The organism is Acinetobacter sp. SAAs474 (assembly GCF_032823475.1).
In the GTDB taxonomy this organism is placed as follows: domain Bacteria; phylum Pseudomonadota; class Gammaproteobacteria; order Pseudomonadales; family Moraxellaceae; genus Acinetobacter.
The window spans coordinates 1,937,289-1,957,184 of record NZ_CP127915.1; the positions used below are offsets into that span (position 1 = coordinate 1,937,289).

16 protein-coding genes are annotated in these 19,896 nt (G+C 37.7%); 2 read left to right on the top strand and 14 right to left on the bottom strand.

The window, feature by feature from the left end:
* Positions 1 to 59: 59 nt before the first annotated feature.
* From purH to QSG86_RS09945, 5 genes are all read right to left on the bottom strand, one after another.
* On the bottom strand, positions 60 to 1,634 hold the full coding sequence (purH, locus tag QSG86_RS09930; protein ID WP_317031336.1) for a bifunctional phosphoribosylaminoimidazolecarboxamide formyltransferase/IMP cyclohydrolase: 1,575 nt from the start codon (positions 1,632 to 1,634) through the stop codon (positions 60 to 62).
* A gap of 91 nt (positions 1,635 to 1,725) precedes the next feature.
* Positions 1,726 to 1,995: a DNA-binding transcriptional regulator Fis gene (gene fis / locus QSG86_RS09935; RefSeq protein WP_001086304.1), complete on the bottom strand. Its 270-nt coding sequence runs from the start codon at positions 1,993 to 1,995 to the stop codon at positions 1,726 to 1,728.
* Between the two features lie 584 nt (positions 1,996 to 2,579).
* A complete protein-coding gene (locus tag QSG86_RS16675; RefSeq protein ID WP_410487466.1) occupies positions 2,580 to 3,026 on the bottom strand; it encodes an MJ0042-type zinc finger domain-containing protein in 447 nt (148 codons plus the stop codon).
* Between the two features lie 70 nt (positions 3,027 to 3,096).
* Positions 3,097 to 3,999 carry a 50S ribosomal protein L11 methyltransferase gene (prmA, locus tag QSG86_RS09940; protein ID WP_317031337.1) on the bottom strand — a complete coding sequence of 301 codons (903 nt, stop codon included), beginning with the start codon at positions 3,997 to 3,999 and terminating at the stop codon, positions 3,097 to 3,099.
* Between the two features lie 420 nt (positions 4,000 to 4,419).
* On the bottom strand, positions 4,420 to 4,770 hold the full coding sequence (locus tag QSG86_RS09945) for a hypothetical protein (RefSeq protein WP_317031338.1): 351 nt from the start codon (positions 4,768 to 4,770) through the stop codon (positions 4,420 to 4,422).
* Positions 4,771 to 5,016: 246 nt separating this feature from the next.
* On the opposite strand from QSG86_RS09945, the gene mnmG reads away from it, so the two are divergent.
* Both mnmG and mhpT read left to right on the top strand, forming a co-directional pair.
* The gene (mnmG, locus tag QSG86_RS09950) at positions 5,017 to 6,897 is read left to right on the top strand and encodes a tRNA uridine-5-carboxymethylaminomethyl(34) synthesis enzyme MnmG (RefSeq protein WP_317031339.1); all 1,881 of its coding nucleotides are present in this window, start codon (positions 5,017 to 5,019) and stop codon (positions 6,895 to 6,897) included.
* 353 nt (positions 6,898 to 7,250) lie between these two features.
* A complete protein-coding gene (gene mhpT / locus QSG86_RS09955) occupies positions 7,251 to 8,459 on the top strand; it encodes a 3-(3-hydroxy-phenyl)propionate transporter MhpT (RefSeq protein ID WP_317031340.1) in 1,209 nt (402 codons plus the stop codon).
* A 761-nt stretch (positions 8,460 to 9,220) separates the two neighbouring features.
* On the opposite strand, the gene QSG86_RS09960 is transcribed toward mhpT, so the two are convergent.
* The 9 genes from QSG86_RS09960 to paaZ form a co-directional block, all read right to left on the bottom strand.
* Complete coding sequence (locus tag QSG86_RS09960) at positions 9,221 to 10,231, bottom strand: WYL domain-containing protein (protein WP_317031341.1); 1,011 nt, start codon at positions 10,229 to 10,231, stop codon at positions 9,221 to 9,223.
* Positions 10,232 to 11,183: 952 nt separating this feature from the next.
* A complete protein-coding gene (locus tag QSG86_RS09965) occupies positions 11,184 to 11,435 on the bottom strand; it encodes a DUF2164 domain-containing protein (RefSeq protein ID WP_317031342.1) in 252 nt (83 codons plus the stop codon).
* Between the two features lie 321 nt (positions 11,436 to 11,756).
* The gene (gene alr / locus QSG86_RS09970; RefSeq protein WP_317031343.1) at positions 11,757 to 12,830 is read right to left on the bottom strand and encodes an alanine racemase; all 1,074 of its coding nucleotides are present in this window, start codon (positions 12,828 to 12,830) and stop codon (positions 11,757 to 11,759) included.
* Between the two features lie 47 nt (positions 12,831 to 12,877).
* Entirely contained in the window at positions 12,878 to 14,323 is a 1,446-nt protein-coding gene (dnaB, locus tag QSG86_RS09975; RefSeq protein ID WP_317031344.1) for a replicative DNA helicase, read from the bottom strand.
* Positions 14,324 to 14,523: 200 nt separating this feature from the next.
* Positions 14,524 to 14,970, bottom strand: a complete 447-nt coding sequence (gene rplI / locus QSG86_RS09980) for a 50S ribosomal protein L9 (RefSeq protein WP_317031345.1) — start codon at positions 14,968 to 14,970, stop codon at positions 14,524 to 14,526.
* A gap of 9 nt (positions 14,971 to 14,979) precedes the next feature.
* Complete coding sequence (rpsR, locus tag QSG86_RS09985; RefSeq protein ID WP_004278792.1) at positions 14,980 to 15,207, bottom strand: 30S ribosomal protein S18; 228 nt, start codon at positions 15,205 to 15,207, stop codon at positions 14,980 to 14,982.
* An 11-nt stretch (positions 15,208 to 15,218) separates the two neighbouring features.
* Positions 15,219 to 15,605, bottom strand: coding sequence for a 30S ribosomal protein S6 (rpsF, locus tag QSG86_RS09990; protein ID WP_317031346.1), 387 nt, complete (start codon positions 15,603 to 15,605; stop codon positions 15,219 to 15,221).
* Between the two features lie 479 nt (positions 15,606 to 16,084).
* Positions 16,085 to 17,494 carry an MFS transporter gene (locus tag QSG86_RS09995; protein ID WP_317031347.1) on the bottom strand — a complete coding sequence of 470 codons (1,410 nt, stop codon included), beginning with the start codon at positions 17,492 to 17,494 and terminating at the stop codon, positions 16,085 to 16,087.
* Positions 17,495 to 17,685: 191 nt separating this feature from the next.
* Entirely contained in the window at positions 17,686 to 19,800 is a 2,115-nt protein-coding gene (paaZ, locus tag QSG86_RS10000; protein WP_317031348.1) for a phenylacetic acid degradation bifunctional protein PaaZ, read from the bottom strand.
* Positions 19,801 to 19,896: the final 96 nt, after the last annotated feature.

Sequence of the window (19,896 nt, forward strand, 5' to 3'; positions counted from 1 at the left end):
TTTATCATAAAGAGGGTTTGGAGGATTTAACGATCCAATTTAATATTCATTATAGTCAATTAATGACGGAAATGACGCATGCCAGTAAAGACCATTGCAATGCCTGCTTCATCTGCTGCTGCAATTGTTTCTTCATCACGCATTGAACCACCTGGTTGAATGATACATTTAATACCTGCTTGAGCTGCATTATCAATACCATCACGGAAAGGGAAAAATGCATCTGAGGCCATAACTGCACCCTCAACCACTAGGCCAGCATGTTCGGCTTTAATTGCGGCAATACGTGCGGAGTTGACACGACTCATCTGTCCTGCGCCAACGCCAATAGTCTGACGATTTTTTGCATATACAATCGCATTAGACTTAACATATTTGGCAACTTTCCATGCGAAGATCAGATCATCAATCTCAGCTTCTGTAGGTGCACGTTTTGTCACCACTTTGAGATCATCTTTTGTAATCATGCCAAGGTCTTGATCTTGGACGAGTAAACCGCCATTGACACGTTTATAATCAAACTGTGCTTGACGTTGATCAATTTCTGGTAATTCACCACAAACCAGTACACGCACATTTTTCTTTGCGGCAGTTACGTCTAATACACCCTCTGCAATGCTTGGTGCGATAATGACTTCAACGAATTGACGATCGACAATTGCTTGAGCAGTTGCAACATCTAATTCACGGTTGAATGCAATAATACCACCAAATGCAGATTCAGGATCAGTTGCATAAGCAAGATCATAAGCCGTATGAATACCATCCATAGAAACAGCTACACCACATGGATTCGCATGTTTTACAATGACACAAGCTGGTTTGGCAAAAGATTTTACACATTCTAATGCTGCATCTGTATCTGCAATATTATTATAAGAAAGTGCTTTGCCTTGTAATTGGGTTGCTGTTGAAACAGATGCTTCAGTTGCTGTTGCTTCTACATAAAAAGCAGCGGCCTGATGAGGATTTTCACCGTAGCGAAGATCTTGAGCTTTATTTAATTGTGTGTTGAATGTTCGTGGGAACTGATCTGATTCGCCTTGCGCTTTACCTACACGTGCACCAAGATAAGATGCAATCATGCCATCATATTGTGCGGTATGTTCAAATGCTTTAACCGCAAGATCAAAACGTGTCTCATGAGATAAAGCACCATGTGCTTTAAGTTCTGCAATAACGCTAGTATAGTCGCTTGCATTCACCACGATACCGACTGATGCATGGTTCTTTGCAGCAGCACGGACCATCGTTGGGCCGCCAATATCGATATTTTCAATCGCATCTGCAAGTGTGCAGTTTGGTTTAGCCACAGTAGCAGCAAACGGGTACAAGTTAACCACCACTAAATCAATCGCATCAATGTGGTGTTCTTGCATTACAGCTTCATCTAGACCACGACGAGCTAAAATACCGCCATGAATTTTTGGATGTAGTGTTTTTACACGGCCATCCATCATCTCTGGAAAACCTGTATGCTCTGAAACTTCAACCACATCGACTTGATTATCTTTCAATAATTTGTAAGTCCCACCTGTTGATAAAATTTCTACCCCTAGAGCTACGAGGTTTTGTGCAAACTCCACAATACCAGTTTTGTCTGATACAGAGATTAAAGCGCGTTTAATAGTCATGTCTTCGTCACAGTTATTAACAATTAAAACAATTTTAGTCAAAATCTAAGGTTAAAAAAAATGCTCGCGGCAACCGCAAGCATTTTATCATTTATTCACTCATTAATCCGTGAGCTTTCAACTTTTTGCGTAGTGTCCCTCGGTTTAATCCGAGAATCTCAGCAGCACGTGTCTGGTTACCACGCGTATATTCTAAAACAACAGATAAAAGAGGTTTCTCCATTTCTGCTAGCACCATATCGTACACTTGTGATGGTTGTTCGCCTTGCAATTGTGCAAAATAATGGCGAACTGCGCGATCTACGTGGATACGAAGAGCGACATCAGATTGTGCAGTAAAAATAGGAGATTTGCTATTCATGCGAATTAATCCGAAAATTAACTATTACTTGGGTAAAGTAATATATAAATGTGGTCTATGAAATAAGCGAATCTCATTTTAGATTCAAAATAGTGATTCTAAAATGATGATTCTAAAACTAGTATATAGCTTGCCACAAATTCACGCATTGTTCGAAAAATAAGCGTAACAATAATTAAATTTTTGTTACAGCCTAAATGAAAAACAAAAAAATCTACATCATACGCATGAAATAGTAATCAAGCGTACTTTGCTATGTAGGTTTTATTGTGAACTAAGCGAAGAGTTTGTAGCATATAGCTTTCGTGGCGCGTATAATAGCATTCTCACAGAAAAAGTGAGCAAGAAAACTGCATTTTTTTTATATTTTTAATAGTTTTTTTCAATATTCAGACATGAAACATTTCTAAATCATAATCATGAAAGCAATTTAGCGTGATGCACAGTCATATTTGTACTGTTAAGTGTACTAAAAATCTTTGCGATAAATACAACCACAGAAATGCTGAGCAATAAAAGAGCCCCTCGATATCAGTTTGATAGTGACCCATATTAAAGTCTTAGCAACAAGCCATATATCGTCATCATAAAAAAAAGAAGCACGCGAGTAGATATTGGATATAGGTCGTTTTGGCTAATTTGCACTGAGTTAACCTATCAATGCTAGGGATCACATCATGGGGTGACAAACGTGATGAGATTTTTTGCTGTAGGGATGGGCTTAAATGATTTAAATATTGCTCTAAACTTAGCTGTGAATATTGAGTCTGGCGAGTAAAGATGTCGAGTATAGGGAGATTGGATTCAATCGGAGTGGTGACCACAGCTAATGGATATAGGGATAATTTAGATCGGGGATAAAAGCATGTGGGCTGATGTGTATGGATAAAACAGTGCAAGGTATGTAAACGATTTAAGCATTTCGGACAACAAACCATACCCTGTCGGATTGCTAATTTTAATGGTGTCAGATTGACACGATATATGGTTAAGCATCGAGGGCATTGGGTTTGTTGACTTGGCATCATCATCAATAATGAACATGGATTTGCTTAAGATTTAAGCACAATATGGTTAATTTGTCATATGATGCAATTCATTTTAAGCTGTATGACGCTGACCTGAAATTCTGCACCAATATTCATCGCGTTTTTCAACCTTAAGAATATCAAAAAAGTCTGCATAGACTTGAGAAACTTCATCGACTTGTTCATCAATCACACCCGCCAGTGCAAATTCACCTTGTGGTTTAACCAGAGTTGCAAATTGAGGGGCAAGCATCATGAGTGGTCCAGCTAAAATATTAGCTACAAATACATCTGCCTGTTGATCTTTTAGTGTTTCATTGAATTCGTCAGGTAGTCCCACATACAAATTTTCCGCAACGCCATTAAGTGCTGCATTTTGTTCTGTTGCTAATACTGCTTGTGGATCAATATCTGTGGCGTAAACCTTTTTTGCACCGAGTAATAATGCAGCGACTGCTAAAATGCCAGAGCCACAGCCGTAATCAATGACTATTTTATCTTTTAATTCGGTTTGTCCTAACCATTGTAAACATAAAAAAGTAGATGCATGGTTACCTGTACCAAATGCTAGGCCTGGATCAAGTTTAATATTGACAGCATCTTGTTCAGGTGCTTCCATCCATTCAGGTACAATCCAGAATTTTTCACTAATTTGAATCGGTTCATAGGCATCCATCCATGTTAATGCCCATTCTTGATCCTCAATAAATTCATGTTTTAATGGTGCATTTGGCATTTGTGCAGCAATAAACGTAATTAAAGCATCAACATCAATATGTTCATGATCTTCTTGCGCATAAATACCTGTAACAATCACTTTGTTCCAGAGTGGTGTTTCACCTGGAAGTGGTTCTAATAAATCCTGATTTTCAGCATCATCTAATGTTACGCTTACTGCGCCTAAAGACTCGAGTAATGTTTCAGTAAAATCGACTTGCGCTTGATCAACAGTAATATGAATTTGTAACCACTTCACGGAACTAACCTAAACTTTTTATGAAAGCACTATTGTAGCTGATCTCGGTGTGTACTGTGTATTTTTATTGATGGTGCTCTGAGGGAGTACATCATTTTATGATTTTTAGCTCAATCCATGCTTTTTTCTGATCATTCATCTTGTAAATTAAACTTAATTCTAGAGCTATTGTGTGTCGGATAGCACTTGATCATAAAGGTGAATCTGGCTGAAAAAAGCAACATGACAGCAGGGATGATTTTAAGTGTGCATCAACAGCGATCAGAGATATGTCTTAGATTCATGTTGACGATATATGATGGTTTAACTGCAATAAATGGATTTCAATGATGTCATGGTGGGTAAAAGGCTTGATGTTATATAATCTAAATCATCGAAATGAATAATCATGGATTATTCATTTCGATTTTTATAACTCAATTATTGAGGTGCTGGAGCAGCATAGCCCATAGCACATTTACCTTTAAATTCGGTACCTTCAATATTGATTACTTTAGAGTTTGGATCTGTTTTACAGATACTGCTCAGTTCTTTTTCATCCCCTTTTAAAGTCGTGGTTTTTGCAGAAGGGAAGAATTGCACTTGGCAGGTACCATTCCAGAGAATACCGCGACTTGGGAAACTGACAGGCGTACCTTCACTTTTTCCTTTACATACCTGTTGGAATAATTGTGGGTTATAGAATGTTCCTACTTTATCATTGGCTTGCGCTGCAAATGGTGTGATGAATAAACATGACAAAAGCGCTGAAAGTAGAATATGTTTTTTCATGAAGTCTTCCTTTTATTTTGTAGAAGTAACAGCTATTAATTAAAGGTAAAAAATGCATATTAAACAATCTTATTCTTGTAGTGAATACGTAAAAAAATCGAGAATGAACCCAATAAAATACAAATAATGTACTTTCTTATGGTGGCTCATGACTAAATTTAAATATGAAATTTGACTGAATTTGTCAACTTATGACTGAATTTTTGTTATAATAACCGCCACTTTTTTTATCTCTCATGTATTACTATGCATTATCCTAAAGTTTATGATGTCATTGTTATCGGCGGTGGTCACGCAGGTACTGAAGCAGCGCTTGCTGCAGCACGTATGGGCCGACAGACTTTGCTGTTAACTCATAATATTGAGACTTTAGGGCAAATGAGTTGTAATCCGGCCATTGGTGGTATTGGTAAATCCCATTTGGTTCGTGAAATTGATGCACTGGGCGGTGCGATGGCACTGGCAGCAGATAAAGGTGGGATTCAATTTCGTATTTTAAATTCACGTAAAGGCGCAGCCGTTCGGGCAACACGTGCTCAAGCTGATCGTGTTCGCTATAAAGCTGCAATTCGTGCCACCTTGGAAAATCAAGCCAACTTAGATATTTTTCAGCAAGCAGCAGATGATTTAATTGTCGAAGGTGATATCGTTAAAGGCGTTGTTACTCAAATGGGTATCCGTTTTGATGCTAAAACTGTTGTCTTAACTGCTGGAACCTTTTTGGGCGGTGTTATTCATATTGGTTTGAATAATGCTTCTGGAGGGCGAGCAGGTGATCCACCTTCCATTTCCTTGGCACATCGTTTACGTGAGTTGAACTTACCTGTTGGACGTTTAAAAACAGGCACACCACCACGTATTGATGCACGTTCCGTTGATTTCTCCGTTATGATTCCTCAACCTGGTGACTTCCCATCACCAACCATGTCATTTATGGGTGATGCTTCTATGCATCCTGAGCAAGTCAATTGTTATATTACCCATACCAATGAGCGTACGCATGAGATTATTCGTGGTGGATTGGATCGTTCGCCAATGTATACAGGGGTGATTGAGGGTGTTGGGCCTCGTTATTGTCCATCGATTGAAGATAAAATACATAAATTTGCCGATAAAGACTCTCATCAAGTCTTTTTAGAGCCAGAAGGTTTGGATACTCATGAACTGTATCCAAATGGGATTTCAACATCTTTACCGTTTGATGTGCAATTTGAATTGGTGCGTTCGATTCGTGGTATGGAAAATGCACATATCTTACGTCCGGGCTATGCAATTGAATATGATTATTTTAATCCTCAAGCATTAAAATTTACCCTTGAAACCAAAGCGATTCAAAATCTATATTTTGCCGGTCAAATTAATGGTACCACAGGCTATGAAGAAGCCGGTGCCCAAGGTTTACTGGCAGGCTTAAATGCAGCACGTCGTGCGTGGGATCAGGAGCAGTGGACACCTAAGCGTGATGAAGCTTATATGGGTGTGTTGGTAGATGATTTAATTACTTTAGGTACCAAAGAACCGTATCGTATGTTTACTTCACGTGCCGAATATCGTTTGATGTTGCGTGAAGATAATGCCGATCAACGTTTAACTGCAATTGGTCGTGAAATGGGCTTGGTTGATGATACACGTTGGGCTGCATATTGCGAAAAAATGGAAGCAGTCGAGCAGGAAAAAGGTCGTTTACAGCACTTATGGGCTGCACCAAACAATGCTATGGGCAAAAAGTTTGTTGAAATGACGGGTGCAGATCTTTCGAAAGAGTGTTCGGCAATTGACTTACTTAAACGTCCTAATATTAACTTTGCACAAATTGCCGAACTTACCGGCTCAGAAGTATCAGCTTTTGTTGGTGAGCAGATTGAAATTGCAGTCAAGTATGAAGGTTATATCAATCGTCAACAAGAAGATGTGGCACAAATGAAGCGTCTGGAGGAAACACGGATTCCTGCTGATTTTGATTATGATGTTGTTTCAGGTCTATCTCGTGAAATTACCTTAAAGCTTAAAGATGTGCGTCCAGAAACATTAGCACAAGCCAGCCGTATTCCAGGTGTAACACCTGCTGCAGTACAATTGGTGATGATTACGATTCGTAAAAATAATCAGGCAAAAAAATCAGCCTAAGCTGAAATTGATCCGCCACACAAAACCCGCAGACTATTTGCGGGTTTTTTGTATTTTATAGGCTTTATTTTTTTAGCATATAACATTTAAAAAAATTCAGATGATAGTTTTTTATTATCATACGATCATGTAAATATTTCAAAAAATGCTAAGTTATTGATATATATTGCTATCAATGTTTATTAATAAGAAAAATGAATGATTAGATAAGCTTTTAAGTCTTATTTTAAGAAGGAAAATATTCTTCTTTCTAGGTGAATCCCGACCATTGTCGTGGTATTTATTTTGCCACATTGATCCGAAAATACCATGCTAGATGGCATACATTTGCTAACGATGAATGGAGTTTAGTCATGTTAGAAATTAAATCGGAAAAAATGCAGCGATTTTTGACTGTATTTCTGTGTTTTTGGGTCGCATTTTTTGAAGGGTTTGATTTACAAGCACCAGGTATTGCTGCAAAAGGAATTGCCGCAACTTTTGCTTTAGATCAAGTACAAATGGGTTATGTATTTAGCCTAGGTGTCTTTGGCATGTTGTTTGGGGCATTTTTTGGTGGGCGTATTGCAGATTATTTAGGTCAGAAAAAAGTACTGATGCTGTCTATTTTAATCTTCGGAATCTTTATGTTTGTAACTGCAATTGCTAGCAGTACAGAAGTATTATATGCCGCACGGTTTTTAACAGGTTTAGGACTTGGTGCTGCCATGCCAACTATGATTTCAGTAGTGGGGGATGAAGCGACAGAGCAGAATAGAGGTAAATTAAATAGCCTAATGTATTGTGGTTTACCTGTTGGTGCTATATTTGTAGCAGGTTTGGCAATTTTATTTAAAGATATTCCATGGCAAACCCTGTTTATGATTGGTGGTTTAACACCTCTGTTACTGATCCCTTTGATGGCGATAATCCTAAAAGATAAACCTAAAGCTCAAGTTGCAGATGCGAGTGTTACCGTACCGCCGATGACGCAGGTGTTGTTTGCGGAAAAACGCTATAGCTACACGTTACCATTATGGGTGAGTTTTTTCTTTACGCTCATGGTGAACTATATCTTAATTAGCTGGTTACCTAATTTGCTCATGGAGCAAGGCTTACAAAAACAACAAGCATTTATGATCATGTTGATTTTCCAAGTTGGCGCTGTAATAGGTACTTTGGGCTTGGGTTATCTTTTGGATCGTTTAAAATTATGGCAAATGTCGATCATTATTTATAGTGGTTTATTGATTGCAGTAGTGATTTTATTTACTACTACTTCGATTCCAATGTTGATCTTTGCAGGTCTGATTGGAGGGATTTTTTCAACGGGTGGTCAGTCTATTTTATATGGTATTTCACCTATATTTTATTCAAATGCTGGAAAAGTTACCGGTGTTGGCAGTGCCATTTCATTGGGGCGTTTAGGTGCGATGACTGGGCCATTGCTCACTGGAAAAATTTTGGCTTTAGGTCTTGGCACGACAGGAATCTTAATGGCAAGTGCACCGGGGATTATTCTTTCTGCAGTTGCTGTTACTGCGTTATCAAGGTTTAAATCATCAAAACAAAAAAATAAATAAGCCGATTTAAATTAAATGACGATATTGGGTTGGTATTTTACGCGATCTGGATTACGGTTGCTAAGATACCAACAATATTTTAATTAATATCCTAAGATCCAGTATGAAGTCATGGCTGAGCTAAAATATAACTAAAGCTACAAATAGAGCGCAAAAATCCAGTAATCCTTAAAGATAAAATAGATTGGCTTAATAAAGCAAAAACTGTACAAAGATGATGTCTTAAGAGCAATAAATATCGCTTAAAGCATAAAATTCATTGACTAAAAAAATGATGAATGAAAAAAATGTGCTCTGAAATCTTAAGCCGATTATTGAGACTTCATACAGCTGAATAAAAGGTAGAGTTGTTACTGTGTAGCGTATGATTTTAACTTTATAGAATAAATACATCATTTTATGCATTAAACACAAAAATAGATTTAAGTTACAGTTTTTCTTATTTTACAGCTCAGTATGTAACTTTTATATTGTTATTCACTGGTTGGTATTGAAGGAGGTAAATAGCATGATATGTCTGAACTGTTAATTGTATTGAGCTGATTAAGGCACATAATAATTGATTTAAATTATAAAATAATATTTTAATGAATAAACAGGAGTAGGGTGATTGTATATTAATCATCAATATATCCTGAGCCTAAAATACAACTACAATCATAATAAAGCTTATCATCATATTATAAAAAAATTGTAACAGCCCCAGTCAATTATGATATGGGGTTTTATTTTATATTGATGGCCACTACCATTTAAAAAACTTAAGAGCAAGATGATATGTCTGTCTCACGTACAGCATGAAAAACATATTGAGGTTCAATGTTTTGAATTTTTTTGCCAAAGCCTCGTAGCCACCATATAAGTTGAGATGTATAAGGTACCGTAGCGCATACGATACTGTAGCCATTATCTTGTTTATGGATAACTTGATCTTGACTTAATTGACATTCTTCAAAGTACATTGCATCATTTTCACTCATTTGCAGCTTGATTTGGATATATTCTGTAGGTTTTGAATAGTCAACACGAAAGCCTAAAGCGCCAGATTCAATATATTTGTCAATATCAAAGTTAACAGGATGCAAGGCACGGGAATCGAGTACTTGTGCAGATTTAAAACGATGTAAGGCAAAAGTTTGAATATCTGTTTTATCGAAACGGGTACAGATTAAATAAATCACAGCACCTTTTTGTACCAATGCCAGTGGATTTAAAATATAAGATTTTTCTTCAGCTTCTGGTGTTCGCGGTTGGTAAATGCATTCCAGTTGTTTGTCTTGTAATAACCCTTCATAGATGGCTTGTTGTGCCTGTTTATCAACCACTGGCGGAATTAAAGGTTGATTGGCAGGTACGATACGAACACGGTTAATCCATTGTCGGACATTGTTTTGTGTAGACAAGCTACGTCGTGCTAAATCAAACCAAGGATTCATTTCTTCAATTAAACTTGGAGGTAATAAATGATTTAAATGTTCTTCTACCATCATAAAAGTCACTGCTTGGGAGCTGGTCATGTGTGGCAGGCTTTGAATTGGCGCATCGGCACGCCAACGCCAACCTTGAGGAACAGTGCCATTACTTTCAATTAAGAAACGCTGTGAAATTTGATTGAGATCGCGTTGAATGGTACGTAAACTGACATCAATTCCTTCTCGTAACAGGATTTCTTGCAACTCTCGAGTACCCATCCATTTACCTGTTGAAAGTCGCGAAAGAATATGCCATTGCCGATATAAGGTATTTGAGGTTTCTTTTTCTTGTGAGGACATAGTCTAAATTCAGTAATAAAGATGTGCGGTTAAAACTGTTTTGAAAGGCCTATCACAATAAGAAAAATAGCACTGTTAAGCAAGTCAAATGCAGGAAATATTCTGCGATTTTACAAAAAAACAAAGAGGGGCTATTTATTGTTGATGGGGATCTATCACGATATAGATTTTTAGCTGATTGTAATGCGTTAATTGCAAGTATAAAGCTGATGTACAAAAAGTTATCAATATAGATGGTGTTCAAATCATGATATTAGAAGATATCTTTATTTTGTATCAAAGAACAGAGAATGATTGTTGCTTTTTAATCAGTTAGCAATGCGAATATTTTTCTTATACAACCATGCCTTGTCGCGATAATATGTTTGACTTACTTGGAAAATGAAACAGACCATACTGATTAAAATATTAATTTTTTTAGTGGCTTACTAAGCAAGTAACTGTTGCTGAATCGACCTTAAAAATTTTTTGACACAGCATTTTGCAAGATATCTGGTTTTAGCCATTTAGCTACTACATACCTTTTAAACGGGCATTTTCAGCCTTAAGCTGTTTAAGTGGTATCATTAATTACAAGATCCATATCAGTATATTTGGACTTTCATTTGTGGAAGATGGTAGAGCTCACAGCATGTTCTCGGTATAGATTTGGCACTTATGCTAGCTTTAGCTTGCTTCAACATACTCATGATTAAGCGATCTGAATATTTAGATGTTTGTATACAAAATATTCTTAAAGCTAGGGTATTTGACTTTTTATTTTTTATTTTTTACTTTGAAGTTTAATTATTTTTAGGGTGCATTACCGTGGCATACTATTGACTGTAGCTCTGCCTTATGGCTATATGATTCAAGGCGTAAAAAATATAATATATTGATTTTATATGATAAATTTTAGAAGTATTTGTGTTAACTGATGTTTGTTTAGACATCGAAGTGACCGTTATCAATACTATTCTTGTTTACTTAAGAGATATATATCATCAGCTAAATATTGAATTTTATCTGACAGCCATGTATTAACATCATCTAAAGCTTGATTGTAAAAAGTTGCACCAAACTCATTGATGATGAAATCTAAAAAAAATTGGGCGGGAAAGCTTTCCAACTCTAAATTAAATTCTTTTGAACAATAAAGTTGCAATGATTGTATCAGTTTATCTTTTCTTTCTTTATCTAATTCAATGATTGATTTTTTAGACATGATATAAAAATTCTTAAGATTTAATAAAATAATTTAGCACTTAACAGCTAGATCTTACTGTATCAAAATATAGAAATGGCGAAATTTTAACAAAACTAAACAGCTTGTTGATGGGTTTAAACAGCAGATTGATTGAATTATAATTTTTAAATTAAGAGATACTTAATCACTTTGGCCAACAGTAGTTGAATAGCCTGCTGCAGATCATTGCCGTGATAGAGTAGTTTAAATTTGATTTTGCTTAGTCATGTTGTTAAAAAGATTAAAAGGTGAAGACCTAAGTTTTGCGACTTAGGCCTTAGAGCAAAGCTTAATGCATCATCAAAAGGCAACACGTGTTGGGCGTTGACTTAAGCGACATAGGAGTTCATAACCAATAGTCCCATTGGCTTGAGCTACTTCATCGACGAGACGATTTTTTCCCCAAAGTTCAACTTTCGTACCCAGTTCAACATGCTGATTGGTTACATCAATCGCAATCATATCCATAGCGACACGCCCAACAATAGGTATCAGTTTAGTGTCAATAGCAACATAATTTTGTTCAAAAAAAGCACGAGGATAGCCGTCACCATAACCGATAGAAACAATCGCAAGTTGAGTTTCTTTATGGGCAACAAATTTTGAACCATAACCGACCGATTCACCTGCTTGAATCGTATTAAGGGCAATGACTTCAGCGCTAAATGACATTACGGGTTGCAGATCAAGTTGTCGAGCATTCTGATCGGCAAATGGTGATGCTCCATATAACATAATCCCTGGGCGAACAAAATCAAAATTAAGTTCTGGCCATTTAAAGATTGCTGCGGAGTTACAACATGAGCCCATGATGGGGGCACATATATTTTTAACCTGTAAAAACTGTTGTTTCTGCTGTTCGTTGAGTGGATGATCATCGGTGTCTGCATTGGCAAAATGCATGGTTAAGACACAGCTAAAACCATCTGATTTTAACGTATTAATTACGTCAATAATTTCAGGAACTTTAAAACCGAGGCGATTCATCCCGCTATTCAGTTTTACCCAAACCTTTAAACCTTTTGCAATATAAGCAGCTTGATTTTGGCGTAACCATTCTACTTGTTGCTGATGATGAACAATAATTTCAATATGATGGTCGATGACCACTTGCATTTCATCTGCAGAAAAGACGCCTTCAATCAGTGTAATCGGTTGTGAATAACCTAATGCACGAATTTCCAAAGCTTCTTCTAGACAGGCAACGCCAAAAGCATCACTGTCTTGTAAGGCTGCTAAGCAGTCTTTAATTCCATGTCCGTAAGCATTGGCTTTTACCATACTGACGACTTTAGCGGTTGGTGCAAGTTGTTTGACACGGTTTAAATTATATTGAAGTGCTGTACGATCAATATAAACTGTTGCTTGGCGCACCCTTAATACTCCTCGAGGGTCGATGAAAACAAAGACAATGAAGAAGATTATTCATCATCATCAAATTGAGCATAAAACTCAGGTGATAAATTGCTAAAGCGGGTATATTGGCCTTCAAAGGCAAGTCGTACCGTACCGATTGGACCATTACGCTGTTTACCAATAATGATTTCTGCTGTACCAGCTTCTTTAGATTCCTTATTGTAGACCTCATCACGATAAATAAACATGATTAAATCGGCATCCTGCTCAATTGCACCTGATTCACGTAGATCGGACATCACTGGGCGTTTATTGGGGCGGTTTTCTAAAGAGCGGTTAAGCTGTGAAAGTGCAATGACTGGACATTGCATTTCTTTAGCCAAGGCTTTTAAACTACGTGAAATTTCTGAAATCTCACCGACACGGTTGTCGCCCATACCTGGTACTTTCATCAATTGTAAATAATCGACCATAATACAGCCAATTTTACCCCCATGCTGTTTGGCAATACGTCGTGCTCTTGCACGAAGTTCAGTTGGTGGTAATGCTGAAGAGTCATCGATATATAAGTGCTTCTCTTGAAGCTGTAAAATGGTTCCGGTTACTTTTGACCATTCTTCGCCATCCAGCTTACCTGCGCGTAAATGTCCTTGATGGACTTTACCGTATGCTGAAATTAAACGCATGGCGATCGAATCTGCTGGCATTTCCATGGAGAAAACAAGTGCTGGTAAGTTATTGTTAAATAGCACACTTTCAACCAAATTCATGGCAAAAGTCGTTTTTCCCATGGATGGACGTGCTGCTACAATGATTAAATCACCAGATTGCATTCCTGAGGTCTTATTATCTAGTTCTAAGAAACCTGTCGTTAAGCCAGTAATATTACCTTCTAATTGAGATAACTCATTAAGTTTATCAAATACATCAGCGACTACACTGGTGATGGGTTTAGGTCCAGCGTTCTTTTTATTATTGTTGTGTTGTTCAGCAATTTGAAATACATTGGTTTCTGCTAAATCTAGAATTTCACTGACTGAGCGACCTTTAGTGTCATAAGCGCTTTGTAAAATTTCACTGCTGACTTTAATCATATTTCTCAGTGTTGAGAATTCTTTAATTTTGGTGGCATAGGTTTCAATATTATAGAAACTAGAAGGAGAGTCTGCCATTAATTGCATTAAATATTCTTCACCGCCTGCGGCATCAAGTAAGTTTTGCTTGATTAACCAGTCATTGACCAATACCGCATCGTAAGGTGAGTTTTCTTTGGCTAATGTATCAATCGCACGGAAAATATATTTATGGCGAGTCGCATAAAAATCAGACTCTTGCAAAACATCGCCTACTTGTTCAAAAGATTCTGCCACAGTCATTAAGGCGGCCAGAACGGCTTGTTCAATCGCCAAATTATGTGGAGGGGTGCGAAATTCTTTTAAAGCAGTATTTTCGTTCATCACTAAATCGATTTTGGATGCACTAGCTTTGGTTTTGGCATTTGCCTGTGACATATAAATCCCTGATTTTTAATACAGTAAATGCAAAATATTGCGTTTAAATATGTTTTAGATTTTGATATTTAAACAAATGATACGCTTTCTAATTTAAAATGCGAATCGAAATTTTCATTGAAGATGTTATCAAAAATAACAGATTCTTTTTAGAGATAAAAAAAGAGCATGCTAAAGCATGCTCTTTTTTTTGCAAAAAATTACTCAGCGACGATAGTCACAAGAACTTCTGCAATAACATCATGATGCAATTGGATTGCGATGTTGAATTCACCAGTGTTGCGAAGTGCACCTAATGGTAAACGAACTTCTGCACGGTCAACTTCAAGACCAGCATTGGTTAACGCGTCAGCGATATCACGTGTACCGATAGAACCGAAGAGTTTACCTTCATCACCAGCTTTTGCAGTGATAACGATATTAACTTCGTTCAATTGATCAGCACGTGCTTGAGCAGCAGCCAATACTTCAGCTTCTTGTTTCTCAAGTTCAGCACGACGAGCTTCAAAAGCAGCAGTGTTTGCTTCAGTTGCAGCAACTGCTTTCCCTTGAGGGATTAAGTAGTTACGGCCATAACCAGCTTTAACTGAAACTTTATCACCAAGTTTACCAAGGTTTTTAATGCGTTGTAATAAGATAATATCCACAGCTCAACCTCACTTATGATTGTCAGTGTAAGGGATCAAAGACAAGTAGCGAGCTTGTTTGATAGCAAGCGCTAATTGACGTTGATAACGAGCTTTAGTACCTGTAATACGGCTAGGAACGATCTTGCCATTTTCAGTAATGTACTGTTTTAAAGTGTCAATATCTTTGTAGTCGATGTACGTAACGTTCTCAGCTGTAAAGCGGCAGAACTTGCGACGACGGTAAAAACGTGCCATTGATGTTCTCCTTATGCTTCAGCAGAGTCTTGAGCCAATTGTGCTTCTTCACGTTGAGCTTTACGCGCACGTTTTTCTTCAGCACTCTTAGCCAATAAAGACTCTTCAGTGATAGCGTGTTCACGACGGATGATAAGACTACGAATAATTGCGTCATTATAACGGAATAACTCTTCAAGCTCATCAAGCGTAGTTTGACCACATTCGATATTCATCAAAATGTAGTGCGCTTTATGGATTTTGTTAATTGGGTAAGCCAATTGGCGACGGCCCCAATCTTCAAGACGATGAATTTGACCTTCAGCTTCTTTAATGTGAGAGATATAGCGTTCAACCATACCTACCACTTGATCGCTTTGATCTGGATGTACCAGAAGTACGATTTCGTAGTGACGCATTGTCAGCTCCTTACGGATTATACAGCCCCTGACGTAATTATCAGAAGCAAGGAGTCACAACCTAAAAAAAGTTGTGCCGTAGTATTTACGGAAGCGAAGATTCTAGAGTCTTTAGCCACAAAATTCAAGCAGTAAATCGCGGCTTGATACTTATTTTTTTAGTGATCATTGATTTATCGGAGAGCTTTAGGTTATCAAATACGCAGAGGTGGTGATGTTGAACTGGATCGTGGTATTTACTCAATCATTATAGAAGCCAAGGTTTAGTAGAAGCTAAGGTTTAGATTCATACACGACTCAAATTATTACCAAGATATGAGGGGCAGATCAATGTAATGGTTATAATTTTTGTTGGCGTATGTCAAACAATTCACAATGAATAATGCCTTGCAGTGATGACAAGATGACATTATTCATTGTACATATCATTTAACAAACAGGAGTGTCACTCAGTGATCAATACTGATGTTAGTTTGAAACTAATTTAATTGTTCAATTTCGATACTTTGACGATAATAGTGACAGCCTTTAAAGAGTAACCATGCACCAATAATACCTGCCACTAGATTAACAATCGAAATTGAATTACCGACCATCAAGGTGTTTTGATAGTATTTATCGGTAATTAATGCAACGGCAGTGGTTCCAATGCCAAGTGCAATCAAATTTGAAATTAATAAAAATTTTGCAGAAACTTGTGCACGTAGTTGATTGGGCGTCAGCATTTGAGTCGCTGCTGCAGAAGCGGGAATCGGAAAGGTCGAAAAAAACATCGCCACAAAAATCAGTGCAAAAGAGCCATATAGATGATCGACTTGAGTGAATAAAACACTTGGAATGATTAAGGCTGCGCACCCAATGGCACCTGTACGAATTGCAGCATCGCGATAACCGCGTTTCTGGAAAAGATCAATAAGCCAACCGCAGAAAAAAGCGCCTGCAGTATTTGCGATTAAAATAATTATGCCGAGGATATAGCCCGTTTGACTGGCATCTAAACCAAAATGACGCATGTAATAGGCAGGTGCCCAGCCAAGTAAGGAATAGAGCATCATGGTATAGAATGAAAAACCAATAAAATGACAGAAAAAAGTTTTTTTATGCAGCTTAATAAAAGCGATAGAGTTTTTAAACGACGCTTTGATGACTTGACCATCTTGGCCAACTTTAAGACCTTTGCGTGTTGGTTCACGCACTGTCATAACCATGACCAATGCCAGTAAAATACCCGGTAAACCAACGATCATAAAAGTCAGTTGCCATGTTTTAATCTGTCCTAAAACCGGAATCACGATGCTGTCTATATTTTTTAATAATCCAATCACATAGCCGCCAATAAGAAAAGCTAAGCCTGAACCAACAAAAGCACCGATGGCATACACACCCAGTGCACGGCCCAGTTTATCTTTGGGAAATAAATCTGAAACAATTGAGTAAAAAGCAGGTGACAGTGCAGCTTCACCAGCTCCGACACTTAAGCGTGCTAAAAACATTTGTATAAAGTTCTTACTGAGTCCGCAGGCTGCTGTGGCTAAACTCCAAAAAGCGATACCTATAGCAATAATTTTGATTCTTGACTTTTTATCTGACAGTGCGGCAATTGGTACGCCCATAAATGCATAAAATAATGAAAATGCCAGACCTTGTAACAAGCTGAATTGCGTGTCACTGAGCATTAGATCAGCTTTAATTGGTTCGATCATCAACGATAAAATTTGCCGGTCTACAAAAGACAAAATATAGGCCACCATACAAATCAGAACAACATACCATTGATAGGTGGTATTGCTCTGATGTTCAGTGATTTCAGGAAGGGGGATGTCGTTGGCTTTGATGGTTATTTCTTTACCATTACTCGGTGGTTCTATTTCTAGAGATTGATCATTCATTATGCAATATCCTTTGCAAATACTATGAGATTTAATGACACAAATAATTTAATTTGTTTTTATTTTTGTATCATGAATTGAATTTAGGTTGTAAATTGAAAATAGTCAATGAAATTATTATAAAAAGATACTATTTTTTTTATTTTTTAAAAAAAAGGAATCATGAAGATTCCTTTTGCAATGTATCGAGTTTAGTTGGTACGTTCAACCAGTGTTAAAATATCATAGGTGGCAACCAGTTCATCACGTTGATTTTTAACTTTAATATCCCATACCACGACGCCATGAGGTTTTTGGGTAGGATCGCGTAATGTTTTTACAGTTTTTTGCTTACAGGTAAGTTCGACTTGAATGGTATCACCAATTTTTACCGGTTCTACAAAACGTAAATTATCCATACCATAATTGGCAATTACAGGACCCACAGCAGCATCAACAAATAGCCCCGCAGCAGCAGATACAATAAAATAGCCATGTGCTACACGCTCACCGAATAAAGATTCAGCTGCGGCAATTTGATCCATATGGGCGTAAAAATAGTCACCACTGAGACCAGCAAAACTGACGATATCTGCTTCGGTAACAGTACGTCTAGCAGTGAGTAGACGTTCACCAATACGAAGTTCATCAAAAGACTTCTTAAAAGGATGAACACGATCGGTCATGGCATCTGCGCCGATGGTCCAGCAATGGCCAACTTGTGTCAGTGCATTTGGACTGCCTTGAATCGCACTACGTTGCATATAATGTTTTACAGCGCGTAGTCCACCCAATTCCTCGCCACCACCAGCCCGGCCAGGTCCACCATGTACAAGATGGGGAAGTGGTGATCCATGACCTGTACTTTCTTTAGCACTGATACTGTCTAGAATATGAATTCGACCATGCCATGGGGCGATTTTTCTAACTAATTCTTCAATGTTTTCATTATGATGTCGTATAATGGAAGCCACTAAACTACCTTCACCACGTGCAACCAGAGTGGTCAGTTGGGCAATATCCTGATAAGGCATCAAAGTAACGACAGGCCCAAATGCTTCAATGGTATGAATATTTTTAGCTTGCATTGGATCTGTGCAACGTAAAAGTGTCGGTGGATAAAATGCGCCTTGTTCTGGATAAGCAGTTACAATCTTGACATCCTGGCGTAAGTGGCTACCAAAAACAATTTCTGCTTCTTGGCTTAATTGTTCTACTTTTTCAATCACATCCTGTTTTTGTTTTAAGCTGGCTAAAGCACCCATATGGATGCCATCCTGATTCGGATCACCGACCACGATCTGTTTGAGTTTTTCAATCAGAAGATTTTCCACGTGATGCAATAACGTGGTGGGTATAAATGCGCGACGAATTGCTGTACATTTTTGCCCTGCTTTTGTTGTCATTTCACGTAATATCTCACGTACAAATAAAGCAATCGCTGCATCATCAGCTTCAGGTGTTAAAATCGCACTATTGACAGAGTCGGCCTCCATACTAAATGGAATCGAATAGGCATTTAAATGAGGATGTGCGCGTAATTTTTGCCCTGTTGCAGCGGAGCCTGTAAACGTGACGGTGTCTTGTGGATTTAGATAATCAAATAAATCATATGTTTGACCACAAATAATCTGTAAAGCACCATCAGGTAAAAAGCCACTTTCATGAATGGCTTTGACGACAGCATGAGTAAGTTCTGCACCTTCTGTCGCAGGTTTAACAATACACGGTACGCCTGCCAATAGCGTTGGTGCAATTTTTTCTAACATGCCCCAAATCGGAAAATTAAAGGCATTGATGTGTACAGCAACGCCTGCTTTGGGGTGAAGGATATGTTTTGCACCAAAAGTTCCTTGTTTAGAAAGAGGAATCCATGCGTCTTCAACCCAAGCAGTTTCATCACTAAGTTCTCGACGAACTAAGCTCGAATAGGCATATAAGGTTCCTATACCACCTTCAATATCAATCCAAGCATCTTTACGGGTACAGCCTGTTGCTGATGCAAGTGCATAATATTGTTCCTTGCGTTCCATTAAATACTGTGCGACTTGTTTTAAAGCATGTGCACGTTGATGGAAAGTCCATTCTGCCAGTGTGGCACCTTTTTGCTTGGCATAATCAACCACAGCGCGCATTGGCATACCTTGACTGCTGACCTGATAAATTGCCTTACCCGTAATGGCATGATAAACCACTCGAAAATCTGTTTGCGCAATGTATTCATGGCCTTGTACCAGTGAGCTTAAGATTTTCACTTTTGCTGCATCGGCTTGAGTTAAGTCCTGTTGTTGGCTGGTTGTGTTTGATGTGGCATCTGGCACAAACATAATAAAACTCCATTTTTGATACAATATTAAATATTTTTTAGTTTTAATGTTTCGTAATTTGATTTTAAAATTGCAAAATGTCAATCAAAAATATTC

Bases quoted from the DNA above. Each gene is read 5' to 3' on its own strand.
- mhpT (WP_317031340.1), top strand. From the start codon at position 7,251: ATGTTAGAAATTAAATCGGAAAAAATGCAGCGATTTTTGACTGTATTT.
- QSG86_RS09945 (WP_317031338.1), bottom strand. From the start codon at position 4,770: ATGAAAAAACATATTCTACTTTCAGCGCTTTTGTCATGTTTATTCATC.
- purH (WP_317031336.1), bottom strand. From the start codon at position 1,634: ATGACTATTAAACGCGCTTTAATCTCTGTATCAGACAAAACTGGTATT.
- paaZ (WP_317031348.1), bottom strand. From the start codon at position 19,800: ATGTTTGTGCCAGATGCCACATCAAACACAACCAGCCAACAACAGGAC.
- dnaB (WP_317031344.1), bottom strand. From the start codon at position 14,323: ATGTCACAGGCAAATGCCAAAACCAAAGCTAGTGCATCCAAAATCGAT.
- rpsF (WP_317031346.1), bottom strand. From the start codon at position 15,605: ATGCGTCACTACGAAATCGTACTTCTGGTACATCCAGATCAAAGCGAT.
- fis (WP_001086304.1), bottom strand. From the start codon at position 1,995: ATGAATAGCAAATCTCCTATTTTTACTGCACAATCTGATGTCGCTCTT.
- QSG86_RS09965 (WP_317031342.1), bottom strand. From the start codon at position 11,435: ATGTCTAAAAAATCAATCATTGAATTAGATAAAGAAAGAAAAGATAAA.
- QSG86_RS09960 (WP_317031341.1), bottom strand. From the start codon at position 10,231: ATGTCCTCACAAGAAAAAGAAACCTCAAATACCTTATATCGGCAATGG.
- mnmG (WP_317031339.1), top strand. From the start codon at position 5,017: ATGCATTATCCTAAAGTTTATGATGTCATTGTTATCGGCGGTGGTCAC.
- QSG86_RS09995 (WP_317031347.1), bottom strand. From the start codon at position 17,494: ATGAATGATCAATCTCTAGAAATAGAACCACCGAGTAATGGTAAAGAA.
- rpsR (WP_004278792.1), bottom strand. From the start codon at position 15,207: ATGGCACGTTTTTACCGTCGTCGCAAGTTCTGCCGCTTTACAGCTGAG.
- QSG86_RS16675 (WP_410487466.1), bottom strand. From the start codon at position 3,026: ATGATGATGCCAAGTCAACAAACCCAATGCCCTCGATGCTTAACCATA.